This window comes from Aliidongia sp., from assembly GCF_035943795.1.
In the GTDB taxonomy this organism is placed as follows: domain Bacteria; phylum Pseudomonadota; class Alphaproteobacteria; order ATCC43930; family CGMCC-115725; genus Aliidongia.
Genome location: NZ_DASZBY010000087.1, coordinates 1 through 21213 on the forward strand (window position 1 = coordinate 1; position 21213 = coordinate 21213).

The window sequence follows — 21213 nt, forward strand, 5'->3', positions numbered from 1 at the left end:
GGGCACCTGCCGCTTCCGCCGCCCGTCGTCGCCGTGCTGCGGCTCGACGGCGTCATCGCCACGCGCGGCGGCCTGCGTGGCAAGAGCCTGTCGATGGCCGGGCTGGCCGAGCCGATCGAGCGGGCGTTCCGCCTGAAGGACTTGGCCGCCGTGGCGCTCGTCATCAATTCGCCGGGCGGTTCTCCGGTGCAATCGGCGCTGATCGAGCGGCGCATCCGGCAACTGGCCGGCGAGAAGAACATCCCGGTGCTGGCCTTCGCCGAGGATGTGGCGGCGTCCGGCGGCTATTGGCTGGCGCTGGCGGCGGACAAGATCTATGCCCAGGATGCCTCGATCGTGGGCTCGATCGGCGTCGTGTCGGCCGGTTTCGGCTTCACCGACCTGATCCGGCGCTTCGGCATCGAGCGCCGGGTCCACACCGCCGGCACCAGCAAGGCGATGCTCGACCCGTTCCGGGCCGAGGACCCGGAAGATGTCGAGCGCTTGAAAGCGCTGCAGCTCGACATCCATGACGGCTTCAAGGATCTGGTCCGGGCGCGACGCGGTGCGCGCCTCAAGGAAGACGACCAGATCTTCACCGGCGCCATCTTCACCGGCCGGCAGGCGCTGGCGCGCGGGTTGATCGACGGCATCGGCGATCTGCGCCAGGTGCTGCGCGAGCGGTTCGGCACCCGCGTGCGGCTGCGGCCGGTCGCCGAGCGGGCGCCGCGCCGGTTCGGCCTGCGCCGCCTGGGCTTCGCCAGCCGGCTCGATCCGATCGAGCTCGTGGCCGATGGATTGAACGCGCTCGAAGAACGGGCGATCTGGGCGCGTTTCGGCCTCTAGCGACGGGCCGCCGAGCCAAGCCCGGATTTCGGCGTGCACCGACGATCCTAACGCAGACCGATGGTTGTGCGGTATCCTTTGCCGTCACTCCAGGAGTCAGTCATGGTCGCCCCAGATGTTCCGATTTCCGACGAGCGGCTGCGCCGGCTCTACGAATATTGGCTGGGGAAAAAAGGTGAGCGGAAAGCGCCGAGGCGCGCCGACATCGCGCCGGAAGAGATGGTCGAGGTCCTGCCCTGGGTGTTCCTCATGGAGTATGTCGGAGACCGGTTGCGCTATCGTCTGGTCGGCGAGGCGATCCGAGAGATCTACGGCGACCGGCTGGTCGGCATGTTCATCGACGAGATCGACCTCGATCACGTCTCGGCCGCCTATATCGATGAATACGAAACCTCGGCCAAGGACTTCGCTCCGCTCGTCCGCAAATGGAATTTCACCAAGAGCGACGGGCGTCACCTGGAATACGAGCGCCTGATCCTGCCGCTGTCGCCGGATGACGAAACCATCAACATGTTCCTCTGCGGCGCCGTGGGCTTCGGCTACGGCTGATCCTCGGGTTTCAGCCGACCTCGCCCAGGCCTTTCTCGACCACCCAGCGCGGTCCCGCGCCCGGAAACTCGACACGCACGATCATGCTGCCGGTTTCGGTCACGAATTTCTCGAGGCTGCTGTCCGGCTTGCCGCGGCCGATCAGGAAGCCGCCGGCGCGCAGCAGCGGCCAGGCCGTGCGCCAGGGTGCGGTACCTGAGGCACCGGGACCGAGCTGGACCAGATCGACCAGCACATGCCGTTCGGCCAGATAGTCGGTGTCCTTGCCGAAGCGCGTCGGCAGCGCGGTCAGGCTTTCCTCGAGCCCGGCCGCGACGATGCGGCGGCGCAGGTTTTCCTCGTCGGTCTCGCTCGGCACCCCGGTCGCCAGCACTAGGCAGGCGAGGCCGATGGCGCGGGCGGTGCGGGCCAGCGCCATGGCGACGGCACCGTCGCCGGCGCCCAGTACCAGGATTTCGGCCGGCTTCAGCTTGCGCAGCAATTCGGCCAGGACCGGATTGTCCGCCTTGAAGCCGACGGTTGCCTTCGAGAGGGGCGGGGCCGGCCGCCAGGCTTCGGCCAGTCGGGCGAGCCGGGTCACCCCGGCGCGGCGGTCGGACGGCAGCTCCACGCCCTTCTGCCGGAAATACTGCAGCCGGGCCAAGTGGACGATGTCGTTCGGATTGATCGTATAGAAGCTGGTCGCCCGACCGGTCGTCTTGCCGGCATGGCCGCGCCGCAGCCGGTCGAATATCAGCCGGTCGGACCCGCGCCCGTCCGCGAACGGCGTCAGCGACCAGGCGGGCAGGATCTCATGGCAGGCGAGCTTGTCTATCATCAGGCTCGACGGGTCGACGAAGCCGCCGAACTTCTCCTTGAATACGCCGGCATCGGGACCCACCGATTCCCATTCGTCGATGCAGATCGGCTCGGCTCCTTCGGGATCAACGAACCAGCGCTGCGACCAGCTCCAGTCGTGCCCGTCGATCGCGGCCTGCAGGCTGGCCAGATGGTCGGGCGCCCACCAATTGTCGTCATCGAGATAGGCCACGTACCGGCTGTTCGCGGCATAGGTCAGCAGGGTGCGCAGGCTGCCGGTGACCTTGTTGGGATAGAGACCGCCGTGGCGCACCGAGGTGGAATAGCCAGGATCAAACAGGTCGAGCGCCATGTGCGGCGGGCATTCCGCGGCAAGCGTCGCCAATTGCGCCCGGTCTCCCTCGGCCCGATCGACGCCGACCAGGATCTGGATCCGTCCGGCGAAATCCTGCACGAAGATCGAGCGTACCGCCCGGATGAGGCTCGGCCGCAACAGAGTCGGCAGGACGACCGCGGCGCCATAGGGCTCCTGCCGCGCGCCGGCGGCCAGCGGCCGGATCAGGCCTGCATCGGGCGCCAGTTCCCCTCTTCCCCTCGCCATCGTTCCGCCCCGCTTTCCCCCATCGCGTGCATAGCCTGCGCTTCAATTGATTCTGGTTGGCGTCGCGTTGGTGACAGAGTGTTTCAGGTGCCATCCAACGGCTGGGCGCGGTCAGTCGCCTTGACCGCGGGAGGAGGGCCGGCTAGACCGGCGGAACGATGATAAAACTGCTCATCTACGCGCTGCTCGCCTATATCGCGTTCCACTTCGTGCGGCGTTTCCTCGTCGGCCTCGGCGTGGCGCCGGCGGCGACCCCGCGTCCGAAGCGGCCGGCCGACGCCGGTCCGGCCGAGGCGTCGCGGCTCGATGCGCAGGATCTGGTGCAATGCACCGTCTGTGGCCATTATGTCGCTGCGCGGTGCACCCGCACGAACTGTCCGCAATAAATTCCAAGCCCGGCCGTTTTCGGCATCGACGCATGCATGATATCGGCTTGACCTCAGCTTGACCCTGGGCCGGCCGGTCTCTAGGTTGCGCCGCAACGAAGACAGAAAATCGAGGTTCCGCAGCATGGCGATGGTGCCGAACGGGCCGTCCGGCAACAGCTTCCAATCCCTGATCCTGCGTCTGCAGTCCTTTTGGGCCGCGCAGGGCTGCGTAATCCTGCAGCCCTATGACGTCGAGGTCGGGGCCGGCACCTTTCATCCGGCGACGACCTTGCGCGCGCTGGGGCCGGATGCCTGGCGGGCTGCCTATGTGCAGCCATGCCGCCGGCCGACCGATGGTCGCTATGGCGACAATCCCAACCGGCTGCAGCATTATTACCAGTTCCAGGTGATCCTGAAGCCGTCGCCGGCCGACAGCCAGCAGCTCTATCTCGACAGCCTGAAGGCACTGGGCATCGATACCAGCCTGCACGACATCCGTTTCGTCGAGGATGACTGGGAGAGCCCGACGCTCGGCGCCTGGGGCCTCGGCTGGGAATGCTGGCTCGACGGCATGGAAGTCAGCCAGTTCACCTATTTCCAACAGGTCGGCGGCATCGAATGCGCGCCGGTCTCGACCGAGCTGACCTACGGGTTGGAACGGCTCGCGACCTATATCCAGGGCGTCGAGAGCATCTACGACCTCGACTACAACGGCGCGCCGGGGGCCTTGAACCTGACCTATCGCGATGTGTTCCTGCGCAACGAGCAGCAGTTCTCGGCCTTCAATTTCGAGCATGCGAACGTCGAGAAGCTATTCAGCCATTTCGCCGACGCCGAGGCCGAGTGCACGGCGCTGCTCGCCGAGAAACTGCCGCTGCCGGCCTATGACCAGTGCATGAAGGCGAGCCATTTCTTCAATCTTTTGGATGCGCGCGGCGTCATCAGCGTGACCGAGCGCGCCAGCTACATCGGCCGGGTCCGGACCCTGGCCAAGGGCTGCTGCGAAGGCTGGATCACCACCGGCCAGATGGCGGGGAACTGAGCCATGCCCGATCTGCTGCTCGAACTCCTGTCGGAAGAGATTCCGGCCCGCATGCAGGCCCAGGCGGCCAAAGACCTGCAACGCCTCGTCACCGACAAGCTGACGGCACTGAACCTGCCGGCCCAGGCCGCCCAAGCCTATGTCACGCCGCGCCGGCTGACCCTGTTCGTCGAGGGATTGCCGGACCGTCAGCCGGATCGGACCGTCGAGGTCAAGGGCCCGCGCGTCGGATCGCCCGAACAGGCGCTGGCCGGTTTCCTGCGCTCCGCGGGCCTCGCCTCGGTCGAGGCGTGCGAGCAGCGCGACACTGGCAAAGGCGTGTTCTATTTCGCGGTCAACAAGGTCGCCGGCCGTCCGGTGATCGACGTGCTGGCCGAAGTGATCGCCCAGACGATGGACCAGCTGCCCTGGCCCAAGAGCATGCGCTGGGCCGGCCATGACGTGCGCTGGGTCCGTCCGCTGCACAATATCCTGGCGCTGCTGTGCGATGGGGCCGCCTCGACCGTCGTTCCGGTCGTCTGGGCCTTGGACCGCGCCAACGGCGGGTCGGACAAGCTGATCGCCAACGATCGCTCGCGGGGCCATCGCTTCCTGGCACCGGACGAGTTCGCCGTCACCGGGTTTGCGGACTACCGCGTCAAGCTGGCCGACCGCTTCGTCGTGCTGGACGCGGCCGAGCGCAAGGCGAAGATTCTGGCGGACGGCGCCAAGCTCGCGGCGGAACAGGGTCTGGTGGTCAAGCCCGATCCGGGCCTGCTCGACGAGGTCGCTGGCCTGATCGAATGGCCGGTCGTGCGCGTGGGCCGGATCGAGCCCCGGTTCATGGACCTGCCGGCCGAGGTGCTGACCACCTCGATGCGCACGCACCAGAAATATTTCGCTGTCGAAACGAGGGACGGGGTGCTTGCGCCCTGGTTCATCGTCGTCGGCAACATGGTGACCAGCGACGGCGGCAAGCAGATGATCGCCGGCAACGAGCGCGTGCTGCGCGCGCGCCTGTCGGACGCGCAATTCTTCTGGGATCTGGATCGCGAAGCGACGCTCGAAAGCCGAGTGCCGAAGCTCGGTGAGCGGGTGTTCCACGCCAAGCTTGGAAAGGTCTTTGAGAAGGTCGAGCGCTTGCTGGCGCTATGCGAACCGCTAACTGCATTAGTCCCGGGAGCAGATCTTGCTCGGGCTAAACGAGCGGCACGGCTCGCCAAAGCAGACTTGTCCGCCAGCCTTGTCGGCGAATTCCCAGAACTGCAGGGTGTGATGGGGCGCTACTTGGCACGCCATGACGGTGAACCCTCGGATGTTGCCGATGCAATTGCGGGTCATTATTCGCCGGCCGGTGCAGGCGACGGGGTACCGACAGCTCCACTCTCAATGGTCGTCTCGCTCGCCGACAAAATCGACACGCTGGTTAGTTTCTTCGTCATCGACGAGAAGCCGACCGGTTCAAAGGACCCGTACGCGCTGCGTCGCTCGGCTCTGGGCGTTATTCGAATCGTCCTTGAGAACAAGCTAAGGCTCACTCTTCGTCCCCTTATCGAGCTGGTAACACCGCTGGTGCATCGTGATGCGCAGCGTGCGGCACTTCACATCGAGATGGCTCGGGGCGGTGTGGCGCAAATTCAGCCTTCACCAGCGCCGCAGATCGCAGATGCCCTCATCGAATTCTTCGCCGATCGCCTAAAGGTCTTCCTGCGCGAACAGGGCATCCGCCACGACCTGGTCAGTGCGGTCTTCGCCCAGGGCGGCCGGGATGACGACCTCGTCCAGCTCGTCGCCCGCGCCAAGGCGCTCGAAGGGTTCCTGGCCAGCGACGACGGCGCCAATCTGTTGATTGCCTATCGCCGGGCATTCAAGATCTCGCAGATCGAAGAGAAGAAGGACGGCCGGGAATACCGCGACCCGGTCGACGCGGCGAAGCTCGCCCAGGCCGAGGAAATTGCGCTGGCGGGATCGCTCGACCGGATTGCTGCGTTAGCGAACGACAAACTCGCGGCCGAGGATTTCGCGGGGGCGATGGCGGAACTCGCCAGGCTCCGGCCGACGGTCGATGCGTTTTTTGAACAAGTGACGGTGAATGCCGAGGATCCGGACCTGCGCGTCAACCGGCTGCGCCTGCTGGCGCAGATCTGGAACACGCTCAATCGGGTCGCCGACTTTTCCAAGATCGAGGGCTGAGGCATGACGAAATGGGTCTACACCTTCGGCGACGGCGTCGCCGAGGGCCGCGCGGACATGAAGAACCTCTTGGGCGGCAAGGGCGCCAACCTGGCCGAGATGAGCAATCTCGGCCTGCCGGTCCCGCCGGGCCTGACGATCACGACCGAGGTCTGCACCTATTTCTACGACAATGGGCAGCAGTACCCGGCTGAACTCAAGGCCGACGTCGAGGCCGCCATCGCCAAGATGGAAAAGCTGCTGGGCAACAAGTTCGGCGACAAGACCAACCCGCTGCTCGTCTCGGTCCGGTCCGGCGCCCGCGCGTCGATGCCGGGCATGATGGACACGGTGTTGAACCTGGGCCTGAACGACGAGACGGTCGAGGGCCTGGCCATCCGCTCGGGCGACCCGCGCTTCGCCTATGACAGCTATCGCCGCTTCATCCAGATGTACGGCCAGGTCGTGCTCGACGTCGAGCATCACCTGTTCGAGGAAATCCTCGAGAACCACAAGCTCGACACCGGCGCCCATCTCGACACCGACCTCACGGCCGATGATTGGAAGCAGGTCGTCGCGGGCTACAAGGACGTGGTCGAGGAGCATCTGAAGGCGCCGTTCCCGCAGGATCCGCACGACCAGCTGTGGGGCGCCATCGGCGCGGTGTTCGGCAGCTGGATGAACCAGCGCGCCATCACCTATCGCCGCCTGCACGAGATCCCGGCCAGCTGGGGCACGGCGGTCAACGTCCAGGCCATGGTGTTCGGCAACATGGGCGAGGACTGTGCTACCGGCGTCGCCTTCACGCGCAACCCGTCGACCGGCGAAGACAAGTTCTACGGCGAGTATCTGGTGAATGCGCAGGGTGAGGACGTCGTCGCTGGCATCCGCACGCCGCAGCACCTGACCATCGCCGGCAAGGAAGAGAACGGTTCCAAGCTGCCGGCCATGGAAGAGGTCATGCCGGACGTGTTCAAGCAGCTGAACGACGTGCGCCTGCTGCTGGAAAAGCATTACCGCGACATGCAGGACATCGAGTTCACGGTGCAGCAGCACAAGCTGTGGATGCTGCAGACCCGGACCGGCAAGCGCACGGCGCCGGCGGCGCTCAAGATCGCCGTCGATATGGCGCGAGAAGGCCTGATCGACCAGAAGGAAGCGGTGAAGCGCATCGACCCGGCGTCCCTCGATCAGCTGCTGCACCCGACGCTCGACCCCAAGGCCGAGAAGAAGGTGCTGGCCAAGGGCCTGCCGGCCTCGCCCGGCGCTGCTTCGGGCAAGGTCGTATTCTCCGCCGACACGGCCGAACACATGGCCGCCAAGGGCGAGACCGTCATCCTGGTGCGCATCGAAACGAGCCCGGAAGACATCCATGGCATGCATGCCGCCAAGGGCATCCTGACCACGCGCGGCGGCATGACCAGCCACGCCGCCGTCGTGGCCCGCGGCATGGGCCGGGCCTGCGTCGCCGGTGCCGGCGACCTGCGTGTCGACTACAAGACCCAGCAGTTCACGGTCATGGGCCAGACGGTCAAGGCCGGCGACATCATCACCATCAACGGCTCGACCGGCGAGATCATCCTGGGCGAAGTGCCGACGATCCAGCCGGACCTGTCGGGCGATTTCGCCGAGTTGATGGTCTGGGCCGACGCGATCCGCACCTTGAAGGTGCGCGCCAATGCCGAGACGCCGCTCGACGCCCGGACGGCGCGCAAGTTCGGGGCCGAGGGCATCGGCCTCTGCCGCACCGAGCACATGTTCTTCGACACCGACCGCATCAATTCGATGCGCGAGATGATCCTGGCCGACGACACCGCCGGCCGCCGCAAGGCGCTCGACAAGCTGCTGCCGATGCAGCGTAGCGATTTCGTCGAGCTGTTCCGGATCATGCAGGGCCTGCCGGTCACGATCCGCTTCCTCGACCCGCCGCTGCACGAGTTCCTGCCGCACTCGGATGCCGAGTTCGAGGAAATCGCCAAGGTCACCGGCAAGGATATCGGCCTGGTGCGCCATCGCGCCGCCACCCTGCACGAGACCAACCCTATGCTGGGCCATCGCGGCTGCCGTCTGGGCATCACCTACCCCGAGATCTACGAGATGCAGGCCCGCGCCGTGTTCGAGGCCATGGTGCAGATCGAGAGCGAGGGCGGTGAGCCGATCATCGCCGAGATCATGATCCCGCTCGTCTCGATGAAGAAGGAGCTGGATCAGCTGAAGGCGCTGGTCGACAAGGTCGCGGGCGAGGTCCGGGCCGCGTCGGGCAAGAAGCTCGATTATCTGGTCGGTACCATGATCGAGCTGCCGCGTGCGGCCATGACCGCCGACAAGATCGCCGAGACGGCCGAGTTCTTCTCGTTCGGCACCAACGACCTGACCCAGACCGTGTTCGGCCTGAGCCGGGACGATGCCGGCGGGTTCCTGGGTTCCTATCAGCGTCAGAACATCATCGAGCGCGACCCGTTCGTGTCGATCGACGTCGAGGGCGTCGGCGCCTTCGTCCAGATGGCGGCGGACAAGGGCCGCAAGAGCAGGCCGGACATCAAGCTTGGCATCTGCGGCGAGCATGGCGGCGATCCGGCCTCGGTGCATTTCTGCGCCTCGGTCGGGCTCGACTACGTCTCCTGCTCGCCCTATCGCGTGCCGATCGCCCGCCTCGCCGCCGCCCATGCGGCGCTCGAGTCGGGGCATTCAGTCGCCTCGACCGCTTGAACCCATGTCGATTTTTGCCGTCATTCCCACGTATGCGGGAATCCAGGGTGGCAGAGATCCGTCGCTTGCTCCGGATTCCCGCTTTCGCGGGAATGACGGAACAGTAAAGCGATAGGGGTGGAAAACGCGCTCGATCAGATCCGGGACGGCGGCAAGCGGGCGCTCGCCGGTGCGCTGACCCGGATCGAGGCCGAGCCCGATGGCGCCGAAACGATGGCGTTACTCGACGCTGCCTATGCGGCACCCCGGGCCCATGCCGTCGGGCTGACCGGACCGCCCGGCGTCGGAAAATCGACCCTGACCGCCTCGCTGATCGAACATTGGCGCAGCCTCGGCCGGACGGTCGGTGTCATTGCCGTCGATCCCTCGTCCAAGATCTCCGGCGGGGCCTTACTGGGCGACCGGACGCGGCTCAGGACCGATCCGGCCGATCAGGGCGTATTCGTGCGCTCCATGGCGGCGCGCGACCGCCTGGGTGGCTTGGCCGACCTGACCGTGGCGGCCCTGGTGCTGATGCGCGCGCTGTTCGACGTCGTGCTGGTCGAGACCGTCGGTGTCGGCCAATCCGAAACCGACGTGTCGACCGCAGTCGACACGGTCGTGCTGTGCATCCAGCCCGGTTCCGGCGATGCGCTGCAATTCATGAAGGCCGGCATCGTCGAGATCCCGGACATCGTCGCCGTCACCAAGATCGACATGGGCATGACTGCCGCCCAGGCCCAGGCCGACCTGGCATCGGCGCTCGACCTGCGTGACCGCCCGCCCGGCGAATGGGCCGTGGCGGCGCTCGGCGTCTCGGCTCTCAAAGGTGAAGGAGTGGACGACCTCGTCGGGCTGATCGACCGGCATTTCGCCCATCTGGCGCCGGCTCTTGCCGGCCGCCGCCAAACGCAGGCCGGGCAGTGGCTCATTCAGTTCGTGCGCGAGCGCTGGGGACGGGAAGGGGTGAAGCGGGCCGGCGCTCTTACATTGGATCCCGGCATCTCGCCGTTCCGGACCCTCTCGCGCTTGGCGCGGGATCTCGCCGCGTGAGCCGGCGGTCCAGCGACCTGATTGCCGCCGGACCGCGTTCGCTCACAGCGTCTTCAGCAATGCGTCCAGCTGATCGAAGCCGGCGGAGATGGTCTCGCTGAAGCCCATGCCGACCGCCTGGTCGCGGTCGGCGATCGAGTTGAAGCGCGCGACCAGCTTCCATTCGGTCCGGCCGCCATTCTCGTCGAGCGTGACCGTCGTGACGCTGGCCGGGCGGCCGCTCTGGCCGCCATCGCTGTTCTTCCAGACGAGCCGCTTCGGCACATCGACCTCCAGATAGACGAAGTCGCAGGTGATCTCGGTTCCGTCCGGGGCACGCATCACGTGGCGCCAGAGGCCGCCGGGCCGCACGTCCATGTCGCAGGCCATGTTGGTGAAGGCGGTACCGCCGAACCAGTGCATCACATGCTTGGGCTCGGTGATCGCGCGCCAGACTGCGCTGCGTGGGGCATCGAACACGCGGCGGATCACGATCACCGCTTCTTCGACGGCGACATCGGCATTTGCGTTCATCATAGGGTCCTTTCCAGTATGAAATAGGGGGCTCAGGTCGGTTCGTCCCGCGGCATGGTCTTCAGGTAGTCCGCCAATTGATCCAGGCTGCGATCCCAGAAGCGCCTATAGTCGTCGAGCCAGTCGGACACGGCTTTGAGCGGTGCGCCCTCCAGGTGGCAGGGTCGCCATTGGGCTTCCCGTCCACGCGAAATCAGCCCCGCGGACTCCAGAACCCTGAGGTGCTTGGACACGGCCGCGAGGCTCATAGCGTAGGGTTCGGCCAGTTCCGTCACCGTCGCGTCCCCCGTGGCGAGGCGGGCGAGAATGCCGCGTCGGGTCGGGTCGGCCAGGGCGGAAAGCGTGGTGCTCAGCAGATCGGGCATAGCAGTATTCAACCAATTGGTTATCAACTATTTGGTTGAATACGACACTCGCAATCGCCTGTCAATCACGTAAATGAGAGAGAGTGCCGGGGTGCGCTACTCGGCGAGCATCTCGCCGGAGCCGCCCAGTTCGGCCGGAAAGTCCTTCAGTTTGGGCAGGCCATCCCTCATGCGCAGCACGGTTTCGGCATAGTTCACATGGACCGCAGGGGCGAAGGCGAGCGTCGGGATCGTCGCCGCAAAGACGTCGACCAGATCGACGCTCGGGTGACTGGTCATCAGATGGCCGCCGCACTTCGCACAGTATTGGCGATGGCTGAAATCGGTCTTGTGATAGGTCGCCAGATGCTCGGCGCCCGCCGTGACCTTCACGGCGCCGGGCTTCCACAGGCTGAAGGCGTTGACCGGACCGCCGGACCAGGAACGGCAGGAGTTGCAGTGACAATATCCCATGGCCTCCGGCTCGCCGGTGACCTCGAGTTCGACCGCTCCGCAGAAGCAACGCCCAGAATGAGTCATGATTTCTTTCTTCCGACTGTTCGCGCCATCGATTTACCGGACAGTCCAAAGTAACAGGCCCAACTTCGGCCACCAAACGATTTGGCCGTTGGCAACCGGCGGCAGCAGGGTCGTGGGAACGGCGAACGTCAGCCGTGCGAAACCCTAGTCAGCCATGCAATCGGCGAGTTGCCGCCGGAGCCAAACATGGCCGGGATCGCTGTCGAATCGCGGGTGCCATGTGGCGTGCAGGGCAAAGCGCCTGGTGTCGAAGGGCAGGGGCAGGGCATCCAGGTCAGCCGCATAGCGCTCGAGGAAGCGGCCCGGCAAGGTACATACAAGGTCGGTCGATTGAAGCAGCAAAGGGACGATGCCGTAGTACGGGACCGACATGACGACGCGCCGGGTCAATCCCCTGGCCTGGAGAATGTCGTCGACGAACCCATGGAAACCGCCGCCCTCGCCGGAGACGAGGATATGCTCAAGCTTTACATACTCATCGAGGCCCGGTGGGCTCTTTCCTCTCGGATGATCCTTACGTTGGGCGAGGCGATATCCGTCGACGGTCAGCGCTTGGTGGGACATGGAGGTCGGCAGCATATTCTCGCCGACCAGGGCGATGTCGATTTCGCCGGTCTCCAATTGTTCGGGAAGTTTGCGAAAATCGATGCTCCTCAGGGCCAGGCGAATCCCGGGCCGGCCTGGCTGCAGCCGCGGGATCAACCGCACGCCGACGATTGCGCCGGCATTGTCGTTGGCGCCGATGGAAAACACCCGGTCGGACAGCAGTGGATCGAACGTCACCGGTTCGGTGACGATGTCCCGCACGCGTTGCAACGCCGCCCGCAACGGGTCCTTCATCTGGACGGCGAGCGGCGTCAGCACCATCCCCTTGCCCGAAATCGCCGGCGTCAACAGCGGGTCGCCGAACAGGTCCCGCATGCGGGCCAGTTGCGCCGACAGGGCCGGCTGGCTGATGCCCAGGCGCCCGGCGGCGCGCGTCACGTTGCGCTCGTCCAGCAGAGTGCTGAGCGAGGCGATCAGTGCCAGATTATGGCCGGTTATATCCATCGAAATTATGCCACCCATACCAGCTATCGATTTCAATTATCGACGCCGAGGAGGGAAACAACAATCACGGATGGCATCTGGAGAGCAGGGAATGATCGTCGATCTGCGCACCTACACCGTGAAGCCCGGCAAGATGCCCGCGTTTCTGAAGCTATATCAGGAGCACGGCTGGCCGCTGCAGCAGAAATACCTCGGCACGTGCCTCGGCTGGTACACGGTGGCCGAGGGCACACTCAATACCGTGGTGCACATGTGGCGCTTCGACAGCCAGGCCGACCGGGAGGTGCGTCGAAGTGCGATGGTGCAGGATCCGGCCTGGCAGGCATTCATGCTGCTCTCGGAAGAGGCCGCCCATCTCATCGAGATGAAGAACATCTTCCTGGCACCGACCTCCTTCTCGCCGCAGCAATAATGGGACACGACATGGGAACGATGATTTCGCTGACCGCCGCCGATGGCCATGGGTTCGGCGCCTACAAGGCCGGCCCGGACGACGCGGCCATGGGCCTGGTCGTCATCCAGGAAATATTCGGCGTGAACGGTCATATCCGCGACGCGTGCGACCGGTTCGCCGCGCAGGGCTTCTCGGTCGTGGCACCGGCGTTGTTCGATCGCGCCGACAAGAACGCGCAGTTGGGCTATACCCAGGACGACGTGCAAGCCGGTTTGGCGCTTCGGGCCAAGGTGAGCGAGGCCGCGGCCATTGCCGACATCGCGGCCGCAGCCCTGTCGTTAGGCGGCAAGCCGATCGGCATCATCGGCTATTGCTGGGGCGGCACGCTGGCGTGGCACGCAGCCTCGAAAACCCAGCTTTTCAAAGCCGGCATCGGCTGGTACGGCGGCGGCATTCCCGAGGCCAAGGACGCGATCTTGAACTGCCCGGTGCAATTGCATTTCGGTGAGACCGATCACGGCATCCCGCTCGACGGCGTGGAGGCGGTGAAGGCGGCGCATCCCGAGGTCGAGGTGTTCGTCTACGACGGCGCCGGCCACGGCTTCGGCTGCGACCAGCGCGCGTCCTACGATGCGGTGGCGTATGCCAAGGCGCAGGAGCGCAGCCTGGCGTTCCTCAAGACGCACCTGGGCCAGACGACGGCCTAGTCGCCGTCCGCATCGACGACGACGCGATTGCGGCCGCTTTCCTTCGCGGCATAGAGCGCCGCGTCGGCGCGGGCGTAGAGCGCGTCGAAACTCTCGCCGGACCTGAGCTCGGCCAACCCCAGGCTGATGGTGATCCGCAGGATGGTGCCCTCGACATGGGCTTCCTCCAGGCTGACCGCTTCGCGCAGCCGCTCGGCGAAGTGGGCGGCACCCTCGACCGCGGCGTTCGGCATCAGCAGCGCGAATTCCTCGCCACCGATGCGGCCCAGCAGATCGGTCGTGCGGACCAGGCCGCGGCCGATCCGACCGATCATGCGCAGCACCTCGTCGCCGGCCGGATGGCCGTAGATGTCGTTGACCCGCTTGAACTCGTCGAGATCGATGATCATCAAGGTGATCGGCGACCGGGCGCGGCGGCTTAGCTCGATCAGCTCGTGCGCCCGCTCGACGAAGTGCCGTCGATTGGCGCAGGTGGTCAGCGGGTCGATCGTGGCCTGGTCGAACAGCCGCTCGTTGGCGGCGCGCAGGTCGGCGGTCCGGTCGGCGACCTGGCGCTCCAGCTCCGCCTGGCGTGCGCGCAGGTAGGCGGTTCGGCTGCGCACCAGGGCCGCGATCATGGCCAGTCCTGCAAGCGTCGCTGCGATCCTGAACCACGGGGTCTGGTACCAGGCCGGCAGCACCTGGATCGGGATATCGAGGTTCCGCTCGGTCCAGGCGCCGTCGCGGTTCGAGCCCCTGAGGCGCAGCGTGTAGTCGCCCGGCGGCAGGTTGGTGTAGGCGGCGAGCCGGCGGGTCGCGTCGGTCTCGACCCAGTCCCGGTCGTACCCGTCGAGACGGTAGGCGTAGCGGTTGCGTTCCGGAGCGGTGAAGTCGAGAGCCGCGAACTCGACGGCCAGACCGTTGGTCTCGGGCGTCAGCACCAGCGGCCGGGTCGATCCGGCGCCGTTGAAGCGGCCGCTCGGCACGGCGCTGCCGCCGACGCGGACATCGGAAACGACGATCGGCGGGTGGTAGTCCCAGGTCTGGAGCCGCTCGGCCTGGACGATGGTCAAGCCGCCCTTGGCGCCGAACAATGGTTCGCCCGCCAGGTCGACCGCGCCGGAATTCTCGAAATAATCGGCGAGCACCGACCCCTCGGCCCGATGCAGCGCGCGGATCGCGAAGCTGGTCGGATCGATCACGGCCAGCCCGTCGTCGGTCCCGGCCCAGACCCGTCCCTGAGCATCCATCAGCAAGGTGTCGACGTTGAGATGGGGCAGACCCTCGGCCAGGCCCAGCCGGTGGAACTGCGGCTTGCCGGTCGGGCCGCGGCCGGTCATCACGGCGATGCCGCCGCCGAACGTGCCGACCCAGAGGCGGCCTTGCCGATCGATCACCGTCGACGAGACGAAGCTGACCGGTAAGGCCGTCGGGTCGGCGAGATCGGGCAGGATCTGCTCGATCGCGTGGGTGGCGAGGTCGACCCGGTTGAGGCCGTTCCGGGTGCCGACCCAGAGATCCTGGCCGGTCCCATGCAGGATGCTGTCGACGTTCTGGTCGGTCAGCCCCTTGGATTCCGCAGGTCCGAAGACGAGTTCACCGGTGCCGTCGAGCCGCATGCCCCAGAGGCCGTCGTCCAAGCCGCCGACCCACAGCACGCCGGCATCGACGGCGAGTGCGTAGACCGACGAGTGCGGGTCGCGCTGCGGCACGGCTGCCAGCGATACTGCGCGGCTTGCCTCATCCACCCGATAGGGTCCCTGGACGGTGCCGACGAAGACGTGGTTCCGATCGTCTTCGGCCAGCGCCGTGACGAAATCCTTCGGCAGCGCCGAATCCGGATGGGTTGGATCGGGCAGCAGTTGCGCTACACGGCCGGCGATCGGGTCGAGGACATCGACGCCGCCGCTGAGGAATCCGAGCCAGAGCCGGCCGTCGCGGGTCGGCAGGATCGCGTAGACGTCGGCAGCGCTCACACCGTTCGCGCGGCTCGACGCGCCGAAGACGGTCGAAACGGCACCCAGGTCTCGGGCGTGGTAGCTGAGTCCGCCGGTGCCACCGACCCACATCGAGCCGGTGCGATCCCGCATCAGGGCATAGACATCGTCGTGGGCGAGGCTGCCCGGCAGCGCCCGGTCGTGCAGGATCCGCCGCGTCCGTCCCGTGACCGTGTCGACGACGACGATGCCGAAGCCGCGCGTGCCGATCCAGAGCTCCTGCGGATTGGCAGCACCGATGGCGGAAATCGAATTGCTCTGCAGCGTCGAGCCGGCCGGGCCGGTCTCTGCGACCGGACGGGGCGCGCCGCCGACGGGGTCGACGACATAGGCGCCGTGCCTGCTCGTGCCGATCCAGATCCGTCCGTCGTCCGCTTCGAACAGGGCGGTGATCGCGATCGTCGCAGTGGCGCTGCTACCGGCCGTTGGGGCCAACGGCACGGGGGTGAACCGGTCGCTACCCGCATCGCGGCGGACCAGTCCCGCCGCGGTCCCGATCCACAAGCGGCCCGCGCGGTCCGGCACGATCGCCTGGACTTGGCCTTCCGGCAGGCTGCCGGGATTCCGCGCGTCGTGACGGAGGGCCGTGACGGCCCCGGTGTCCGGGTCGAGATGGTATAGCCCATCGCCCATGCCGACCCACAGCCCGCCAGCGGGGTCGTCGGCGATCGCGCCGACCAGCTTGCGCCCGGGGCCGGTCGGCAGGGGTACCGCCGCCAGGCGATCCCGGTCGCGATCATAGCGCGCGAGGCCGCCGGACCCGGTGCCGATCCACAGCCGGCCACGGGGATCGGTGTGGAGCGTGTGGATCCAGGTATCCGGCAGGCCGTTCGGGTCGCCGGCATCCTGCGGGTAGTCGCGGAAGCGGTAGCCGTCCCACCGGGCGAGGCCGCCCTGCGTGCCGATCCACAGGAAACCGTCGCCGTCCTGGGCCAGGGCGATCGGTACCGGATGCGGCAGTCCCTGCTCGCGGCCGTAATTCTGGAAAACCGTCTCGACGAGATCGGTCCAGCGGTCGGCAGCGCCGGCCCGACCGCTGCAGATCAGCGAAAGGAGAAGCGCAAGGGCGGCGAGCCAGCAAGCTTCGCTTCGCCGCTTCCTGAAAGTATCGGGGTGCGGGCACCCCTCGATCGTCCCGGTCAAATTGCTTACGTCCCTCGGCCCCGACGGTGGTGCGCTTCGCAACCCTCGTCCCGGATCAGAAACCAGATCTGTTAAGGCTTTGCACCACTCGTCGCCGAAATCTTTCGTTCTTCGTCGGTATAGGCCGCGATCAACGCGCGGTAGGTCGCTTCGACCACGTCGGGTGGTGCCTTGTCCTCTACCGCGAGGCCGCGCAGCCGGGCGATGATCTGCTCGACTCGGGCCTTGTCCTCGACCGCGGCCGGGTTCGCCTTGAAGCGCGCGGCCTCGCGCACGAAGCTGCCGCGCTCGCCGATCAGCGCCACGATCTGCCGGTCGATCCGGTCGATGTTGCTGCGCACCTCGCCCAGCGTGTCGCAGCAGGTCCCGCCGGCAGCCTGGGGCTTGCCCCAGAATGCCTTGGTGCCAGTCGGGGCCGGCTCGTCGGCGCCGCAGGCGACGGTGCCGAGACCGACCAGCAGGGCAAGGCTGGAAAGGCCCAGCAGCAACAGGGGGCGTGCGTTCATCTCGGGCGGTCCTCAGGCGTCAGGGAGCCCGACTGTAGTCGTAGACGGCGCCGGCGCAAGGCCCGCGTCGGCTGACGCTAGAACCTCGCCCAGTCGGGGCGGCGCGGCCGGACGGTCGCCTCGCCGGCGGTGAGCGGGCCGGCATCGAGCGCGTCGAGCCGCACCAGCGCCAGGGCCAGCCCGTCGCGACCGGAGCGGACCTCGCCCGCTTCCTGGCCGTCGCGCAGGATCAGCGTGCCAGGCTCGGGCAGGGGACCGTCGACGGCGATCGGCATCAGCCGCTTCTTGACCAGCCCACGATATTTCGTGCGCGCGGTCAGTTCCTGGCCGATGTAGCAGCCCTTGTCCCAGGCGACGCCGTGCAACTCGTCGAAGCCGTTCTCGAGCAGGATGGCCTTTTCCAGCAGCATGTCCCGGGAGCCGTCGGGCACGCCGCGTTCGAGCCGCAGCCGATCCCAGTCGGCATGGTTGCCGGGCGCGTAGCCCAGCGCCTCGAGCGTGGCCGCGCCGGTATCCCTGGGTGCGATCAGGCGCAGCCCCAGGCCGCCTAGCCGCGGATCGAGGAAGGCGACCGTATCGCCACGTTCGATCGCCTGGCCGGGTTCGGCAAGGCCCAACGGTGCGCCCGCGTCGGCGCCCCAGGCCTGCAACACCTCGAACTGGTCGGTGACGTCCTCCAGCACGATCTTGGCGCGCAGCTTGTACATACCCAGCCGGCGCTTCAGGTCGGCGATGCGGGCGCCCTCGCCGTCGATCAGCCAGCCGTCGCCCCGTGCCGCGATGAAGAAATCATGGAGATATTTGCCTTGGGGCGTCAGCAGCGCCGCCCAGATCGCGGTCGTGGCGCTGAGCTTGCGGACATCGTTCGAGACGAGCCCCTGGAGGAAGGTCGACCGGTCTTCGCCGGTCAGCAAGAGCAGGCCGCGGGTGGGATCGGCGGGGGCGTAGAATTGATCGGTCACGGTGCGGGGATGATCCTTCAGGCGACGATGGCGCGTTCCCATACGTGGCGCGGCGGGGGCCGCTTGGCAAGCGCCGGGCGGCGCCGTATAAGCGCACCCGATGTTGCGCCTCTGCCGTCCCCTGCCGGTTCTCGGCACCAATCCCCGGATCCTGTTCGTGACGGCGACGCGAATCGGCGATGCCGTGCTGTCGACCGGCCTGCTCGCCCATCTGATCGAACGCTACCCAGGCGCCCGGCTCACCATCACCGCCGGCCCGATCGCGGCACCGCTGTTCCAGGGCGTGCCGGGACTGGAACGGTTGATTGCGCTGTCGAAGCGCCGGCATGCCCGCCACTGGCTCGACCTGTGGCGACAGGTGGCGCCGATCCATTGGGACCTGGTCGTCGACCTCAAGGGCTCGGCGCTATCCTGGCTGCTGCGGGCGCGCCACCGCCGGATCATGGGCAAAGGCGACGATGGCGAGCACAAGATCCTGCAGCTGTCCCGCCTGTTCGCGCTGGCGCAGCCGCCGTCGCCCAAGCTGTGGCCGACGCTCGATCACCTCATGGCGGCGGAAAAGCTGGTTCCAGCCGGCAGCCCGGTGCTGGCGATCGCGCCCGCCGCCAATTGGCGCGGCAAGCAATGGCGGGCCGGGCGCTTTGCCGAGATCGCTGCGCGCCTGACGGCCGAGGGCGCGGCGCTGGCCGGCGCGCGCGTCGCCGTACTGGCCGCGAGCCATGAGCGCGCCCAGGCCGAACCGTTGCTGGCGGCGATCCCCGAGGATCGCCGGCTCGACCTGATCGGTGCCGGCGACCTGCTGACTGTCGCCGCGCTGCTGGGCCGGACCAACCTGTTCATCGGCAATGATTCCGGCCTCATGCACATGGCCGCCGCGATGGGCGTGCCGACGCTGGGCCTGTTCGGGCCGAGCCCGACCGGCATCTATGCGCCCTGGGGTCCGCTGGCGGCGGCCGCGCGCACGCCCGAAAGCTTCGAGGAGCTGTGGGCGACGCCGGGCATGTATCCCGCGACGACGGATACGCTGATGGACGGGCTGACCGTGGACATGGTCGAAGCGGCGGCGATCGACCTTTGGCGCAAGGTCCGGCTCAGCGCCTCATGACTTGCACAGCGGTCCGGGTGCCAGTGCCGGCTGCCAGCGTTGCTTGGGATTGACCGGCGGATAGGGCCAGACCTTGATCGGTTGCCAGCCGTCGGGGCCATGGCGCAGCAGGGCGGCGGATTTTGGCGGCAGGCCCAGGGTGCCGTCCTGGGTGCAGGACAGGAAGGCGAGGTCGTAGCCGGCGGCAACCGCCTCGTCGAACGCGGCCGGGTCGCTGCGGTCCCAGGATCTGATGTCGAGATCGGCGCGGCGCGGCGGCACGAAATGCAGCAGGCTGGTCAGCATCCAGTCGACGCTGTCGGTATCGCCGGGCAACAGCAGGGCGAGCTTGCCGGTATCTGGCAGTTCCGTCGCCAATTGGCGCGCCAGCTGGCGGACGACCGGCTGCGGCATGTCGAAATCGAAGCGCAGGCGCTGGGCGAAGCCCGCCGGAACGAGCAAAGCCAGCACGACCGCGGCGATGCCGAGATTGCGGGCGAGACCAGGACGGGCGGCGAGCCGGGGCGCCAGCCGGTTGCGGATGGTGACGACCAGCGCGAACTCGATCAGCAGCGCCAGATGGGTGTTGTAGCGAAAATAGGAATGGGCCTCGACACTCATGATGCCGGGGAAATGGCCGATGTAGGTGACGATCAGGAAGCCGTTGTAGAGCAGGAAGGTCGCCGCCGCGAGGCCGAGCGCCTGGCCGGTCGGATCGAGCTGGCGATGGCGCAGGCGTCGCTCCAGGAACACGAACAGCACGGCGACGCAGGCGAAGAATGTGATCTTCTCGATGACGACCTTGCCGATGCTGGCGAAGATCGGCAGCAGGTTGCCCCAGTTCCATTCGTCGAACGGCAGGGGCTTCAACTCACCCTCGGGGAACCGGGTCAGCACGAACCAGCGCCAGAGCAGATAGAGCGCCAGGGCCGGCAGGGCCGATCCGCCGAACGTGACGATCGCCCGGCGCCATCCGATCCGGCGCTCGTAGCCCGCGACCAGGACGGCGGCACCGACGAAGGCGATCAGCATGCCGATCGCCTGCTGCTTCACATTGACCATTGCCATCAGCACCAGGGCCAATTGCACCAGGCTGCCCGGCCGCCGTTCGCCGGCAGCGAGGGCGACCATCGCCCGGCAGCCGAGCCAGCCGGCGAACAGCAGGGTGATGGCGACCGGCGCCTCGCCATAACCTGCGAAGGCGACGCGCGGCACGAAGCCGGGATTGAGCAGGGTGACGAGCAGGATGCCGAAGCCGGTCGCGGCCCAGCCGGGCCGGACGGTGCCGCCCTCGGCCGGATTGACCAGCATGCGGGCGAACAGCAGGGCCGCCAGCACGTAGAGCCCGACGGTGAACAGCGCCAATCCGCCGCCCTGGAAACCACCACCCACCAGCCCGCCCAGGAAGGTCGGGAACTGCGTGTTGTAGGGGGCGACGGGCAGGAAGGAATGGGCATCCGGCCCGCCGGCAGTCGGGAAGACGCCGTAATCGTCCAGATAGGCTGCGTTCGGCATCAGGTTCATGAAGATGTCGGATTGCGACGGCTGGATCGTCGCCATGATCGTCAGGATCGGCAACGCGAGGACCATGAGCCGGCCGAGTTCGGCCCATGCGGTCCGCCCCGGTCGCCGGGCCGGCCATACCAGCACGACCGCGGCCCCGACCAGGAAGGCGATGGCCGGGATCCGCAGCGACAGCGCGGTCGCCACGCCCCATAGCGTCAGCAGTGCCGACAGCAGGCCCCAGCCGGCCAGCGCATCCGTCTCGAACTCGGCACGCGGTCCGCCGACGAGGCGGCCGACCAGCCCCATGGCGAGGAATGCCAGCAGGATTTGCGCGAGGGCGGTCAGGTCAGCGAGATGGCTCGGCAGGAAATGCATGGAACGCCTGGGGTGACTGCGGGACCGGGTGGCGCGCA

Annotated in this window: 19 protein-coding genes; 10 read left to right on the forward strand and 9 right to left on the reverse strand. The window is 67.1% G+C overall.

Annotation, left to right across the window (positions count from 1 at the left end):
- The coding region (locus tag VGV37_RS15750; RefSeq protein ID WP_414638004.1) for a S49 family peptidase at positions 1-825 on the forward strand (825 nt) is incomplete at its 5' end.
- 102 nt (positions 826-927) lie between these two features.
- Complete coding sequence (locus VGV37_RS15755) at positions 928-1374, forward strand: PAS domain-containing protein (RefSeq protein WP_326880642.1); 447 nt, start codon at positions 928-930, stop codon at positions 1372-1374.
- Positions 1375-1384: 10 nt separating this feature from the next.
- Here the strand turns inward: VGV37_RS15755 and VGV37_RS15760 are convergent, their stop codons facing one another.
- A complete protein-coding gene (locus VGV37_RS15760) occupies positions 1385-2773 on the reverse strand; it encodes a hypothetical protein (RefSeq protein WP_326880643.1) in 1389 nt (462 codons plus the stop codon).
- Positions 2774-2931: 158 nt separating this feature from the next.
- On the opposite strand from VGV37_RS15760, the gene VGV37_RS15765 reads away from it, so the two are divergent.
- The 5 genes from VGV37_RS15765 to VGV37_RS15785 all read left to right on the forward strand — a co-directional run bounded on the left by VGV37_RS15765 (position 2932) and on the right by VGV37_RS15785 (position 10075).
- The gene (locus tag VGV37_RS15765) at positions 2932-3159 is read left to right on the forward strand and encodes a hypothetical protein (RefSeq protein WP_326880644.1); all 228 of its coding nucleotides are present in this window, start codon (positions 2932-2934) and stop codon (positions 3157-3159) included.
- 130 nt (positions 3160-3289) lie between these two features.
- The gene (locus VGV37_RS15770) at positions 3290-4183 is read left to right on the forward strand and encodes a glycine--tRNA ligase subunit alpha (protein ID WP_326880688.1); all 894 of its coding nucleotides are present in this window, start codon (positions 3290-3292) and stop codon (positions 4181-4183) included.
- Positions 4184-4186: 3 nt separating this feature from the next.
- Entirely contained in the window at positions 4187-6355 is a 2169-nt protein-coding gene (glyS, locus tag VGV37_RS15775; RefSeq protein WP_326880645.1) for a glycine--tRNA ligase subunit beta, read from the forward strand.
- Positions 6356-6358: 3 nt separating this feature from the next.
- A complete protein-coding gene (gene ppdK, locus VGV37_RS15780; RefSeq protein WP_326880646.1) occupies positions 6359-9043 on the forward strand; it encodes a pyruvate, phosphate dikinase in 2685 nt (894 codons plus the stop codon).
- 117 nt (positions 9044-9160) lie between these two features.
- On the forward strand, positions 9161-10075 hold the full coding sequence (locus VGV37_RS15785; RefSeq protein WP_326880647.1) for a methylmalonyl Co-A mutase-associated GTPase MeaB: 915 nt from the start codon (positions 9161-9163) through the stop codon (positions 10073-10075).
- Between the two features lie 42 nt (positions 10076-10117).
- Here VGV37_RS15785 and VGV37_RS15790 read toward each other — a convergent pair whose 3' ends face one another.
- The 4 genes from VGV37_RS15790 to VGV37_RS15805 form a co-directional block, all read right to left on the reverse strand.
- Positions 10118-10591 (reverse strand): SRPBCC domain-containing protein, encoded by a 474-nt coding sequence (locus VGV37_RS15790; protein ID WP_326880648.1) that lies wholly within the window; start codon positions 10589-10591, stop codon positions 10118-10120.
- A gap of 29 nt (positions 10592-10620) precedes the next feature.
- Entirely contained in the window at positions 10621-10953 is a 333-nt protein-coding gene (locus tag VGV37_RS15795; protein ID WP_326880649.1) for a metalloregulator ArsR/SmtB family transcription factor, read from the reverse strand.
- Positions 10954-11049: 96 nt separating this feature from the next.
- Positions 11050-11472, reverse strand: a complete 423-nt coding sequence (locus VGV37_RS15800) for a GFA family protein (RefSeq protein WP_326880650.1) — start codon at positions 11470-11472, stop codon at positions 11050-11052.
- Positions 11473-11616: 144 nt separating this feature from the next.
- On the reverse strand, positions 11617-12522 hold the full coding sequence (locus VGV37_RS15805) for a LysR family transcriptional regulator (protein WP_326880651.1): 906 nt from the start codon (positions 12520-12522) through the stop codon (positions 11617-11619).
- Positions 12523-12613: 91 nt separating this feature from the next.
- Between VGV37_RS15805 and VGV37_RS15810 the strand changes: the two genes are divergently transcribed.
- Positions 12614-12934 (forward strand): NIPSNAP family protein, encoded by a 321-nt coding sequence (locus VGV37_RS15810; RefSeq protein ID WP_326880652.1) that lies wholly within the window; start codon positions 12614-12616, stop codon positions 12932-12934.
- 11 nt (positions 12935-12945) lie between these two features.
- Positions 12946-13623: a dienelactone hydrolase family protein gene (locus VGV37_RS15815; protein WP_326880653.1), complete on the forward strand. Its 678-nt coding sequence runs from the start codon at positions 12946-12948 to the stop codon at positions 13621-13623.
- Here VGV37_RS15815 and VGV37_RS15820 read toward each other — a convergent pair.
- From VGV37_RS15820 to VGV37_RS15830, 3 genes are all read right to left on the reverse strand, one after another.
- Positions 13620-16742, reverse strand: a complete 3123-nt coding sequence (locus tag VGV37_RS15820) for a ligand-binding sensor domain-containing protein (RefSeq protein WP_326880655.1) — start codon at positions 16740-16742, stop codon at positions 13620-13622. The genes VGV37_RS15815 and VGV37_RS15820 overlap by 4 nt on opposite strands.
- Before the next feature lie 71 nt (positions 16743-16813).
- A complete protein-coding gene (locus tag VGV37_RS15825; protein ID WP_326880656.1) occupies positions 16814-17248 on the reverse strand; it encodes a chorismate mutase in 435 nt (144 codons plus the stop codon).
- Between the two features lie 77 nt (positions 17249-17325).
- Positions 17326-18210 carry a folate-binding protein gene (locus VGV37_RS15830; RefSeq protein WP_326880657.1) on the reverse strand — a complete coding sequence of 295 codons (885 nt, stop codon included), beginning with the start codon at positions 18208-18210 and terminating at the stop codon, positions 17326-17328.
- A gap of 157 nt (positions 18211-18367) precedes the next feature.
- Between VGV37_RS15830 and VGV37_RS15835 the strand changes: the two genes are divergently transcribed.
- A complete protein-coding gene (locus VGV37_RS15835) occupies positions 18368-19315 on the forward strand; it encodes a glycosyltransferase family 9 protein (RefSeq protein WP_326880658.1) in 948 nt (315 codons plus the stop codon).
- Here VGV37_RS15835 and VGV37_RS15840 read toward each other — a convergent pair.
- Complete coding sequence (locus tag VGV37_RS15840) at positions 19310-21175, reverse strand: hypothetical protein (protein ID WP_326880659.1); 1866 nt, start codon at positions 21173-21175, stop codon at positions 19310-19312. The genes VGV37_RS15835 and VGV37_RS15840 overlap by 6 nt on opposite strands.
- Positions 21176-21213 lie beyond the last annotated feature (38 nt).

Excerpts from the sequence above, each read along its gene's own strand:
- ppdK (WP_326880646.1), top strand. The coding sequence starts at position 6,359 with ATGACGAAATGGGTCTACACCTTCGGCGACGGCGTCGCCGAGGGCCGC.
- VGV37_RS15825 (WP_326880656.1), bottom strand. The coding sequence starts at position 17,248 with ATGAACGCACGCCCCCTGTTGCTGCTGGGCCTTTCCAGCCTTGCCCTG.
- VGV37_RS15815 (WP_326880653.1), top strand. The coding sequence starts at position 12,946 with ATGGGAACGATGATTTCGCTGACCGCCGCCGATGGCCATGGGTTCGGC.
- VGV37_RS15765 (WP_326880644.1), top strand. The coding sequence starts at position 2,932 with ATGATAAAACTGCTCATCTACGCGCTGCTCGCCTATATCGCGTTCCAC.
- VGV37_RS15760 (WP_326880643.1), bottom strand. The coding sequence starts at position 2,773 with ATGGCGAGGGGAAGAGGGGAACTGGCGCCCGATGCAGGCCTGATCCGG.
- VGV37_RS15755 (WP_326880642.1), top strand. The coding sequence starts at position 928 with ATGGTCGCCCCAGATGTTCCGATTTCCGACGAGCGGCTGCGCCGGCTC.
- VGV37_RS15805 (WP_326880651.1), bottom strand. The coding sequence starts at position 12,522 with ATGGATATAACCGGCCATAATCTGGCACTGATCGCCTCGCTCAGCACT.
- VGV37_RS15810 (WP_326880652.1), top strand. The coding sequence starts at position 12,614 with ATGATCGTCGATCTGCGCACCTACACCGTGAAGCCCGGCAAGATGCCC.
- glyS (WP_326880645.1), top strand. The coding sequence starts at position 4,187 with ATGCCCGATCTGCTGCTCGAACTCCTGTCGGAAGAGATTCCGGCCCGC.
- VGV37_RS15795 (WP_326880649.1), bottom strand. The coding sequence starts at position 10,953 with ATGCCCGATCTGCTGAGCACCACGCTTTCCGCCCTGGCCGACCCGACC.
- VGV37_RS15840 (WP_326880659.1), bottom strand. The coding sequence starts at position 21,175 with ATGCATTTCCTGCCGAGCCATCTCGCTGACCTGACCGCCCTCGCGCAA.
- VGV37_RS15790 (WP_326880648.1), bottom strand. The coding sequence starts at position 10,591 with ATGATGAACGCAAATGCCGATGTCGCCGTCGAAGAAGCGGTGATCGTG.
- VGV37_RS15800 (WP_326880650.1), bottom strand. The coding sequence starts at position 11,472 with ATGACTCATTCTGGGCGTTGCTTCTGCGGAGCGGTCGAACTCGAGGTC.
- VGV37_RS15770 (WP_326880688.1), top strand. The coding sequence starts at position 3,290 with ATGGTGCCGAACGGGCCGTCCGGCAACAGCTTCCAATCCCTGATCCTG.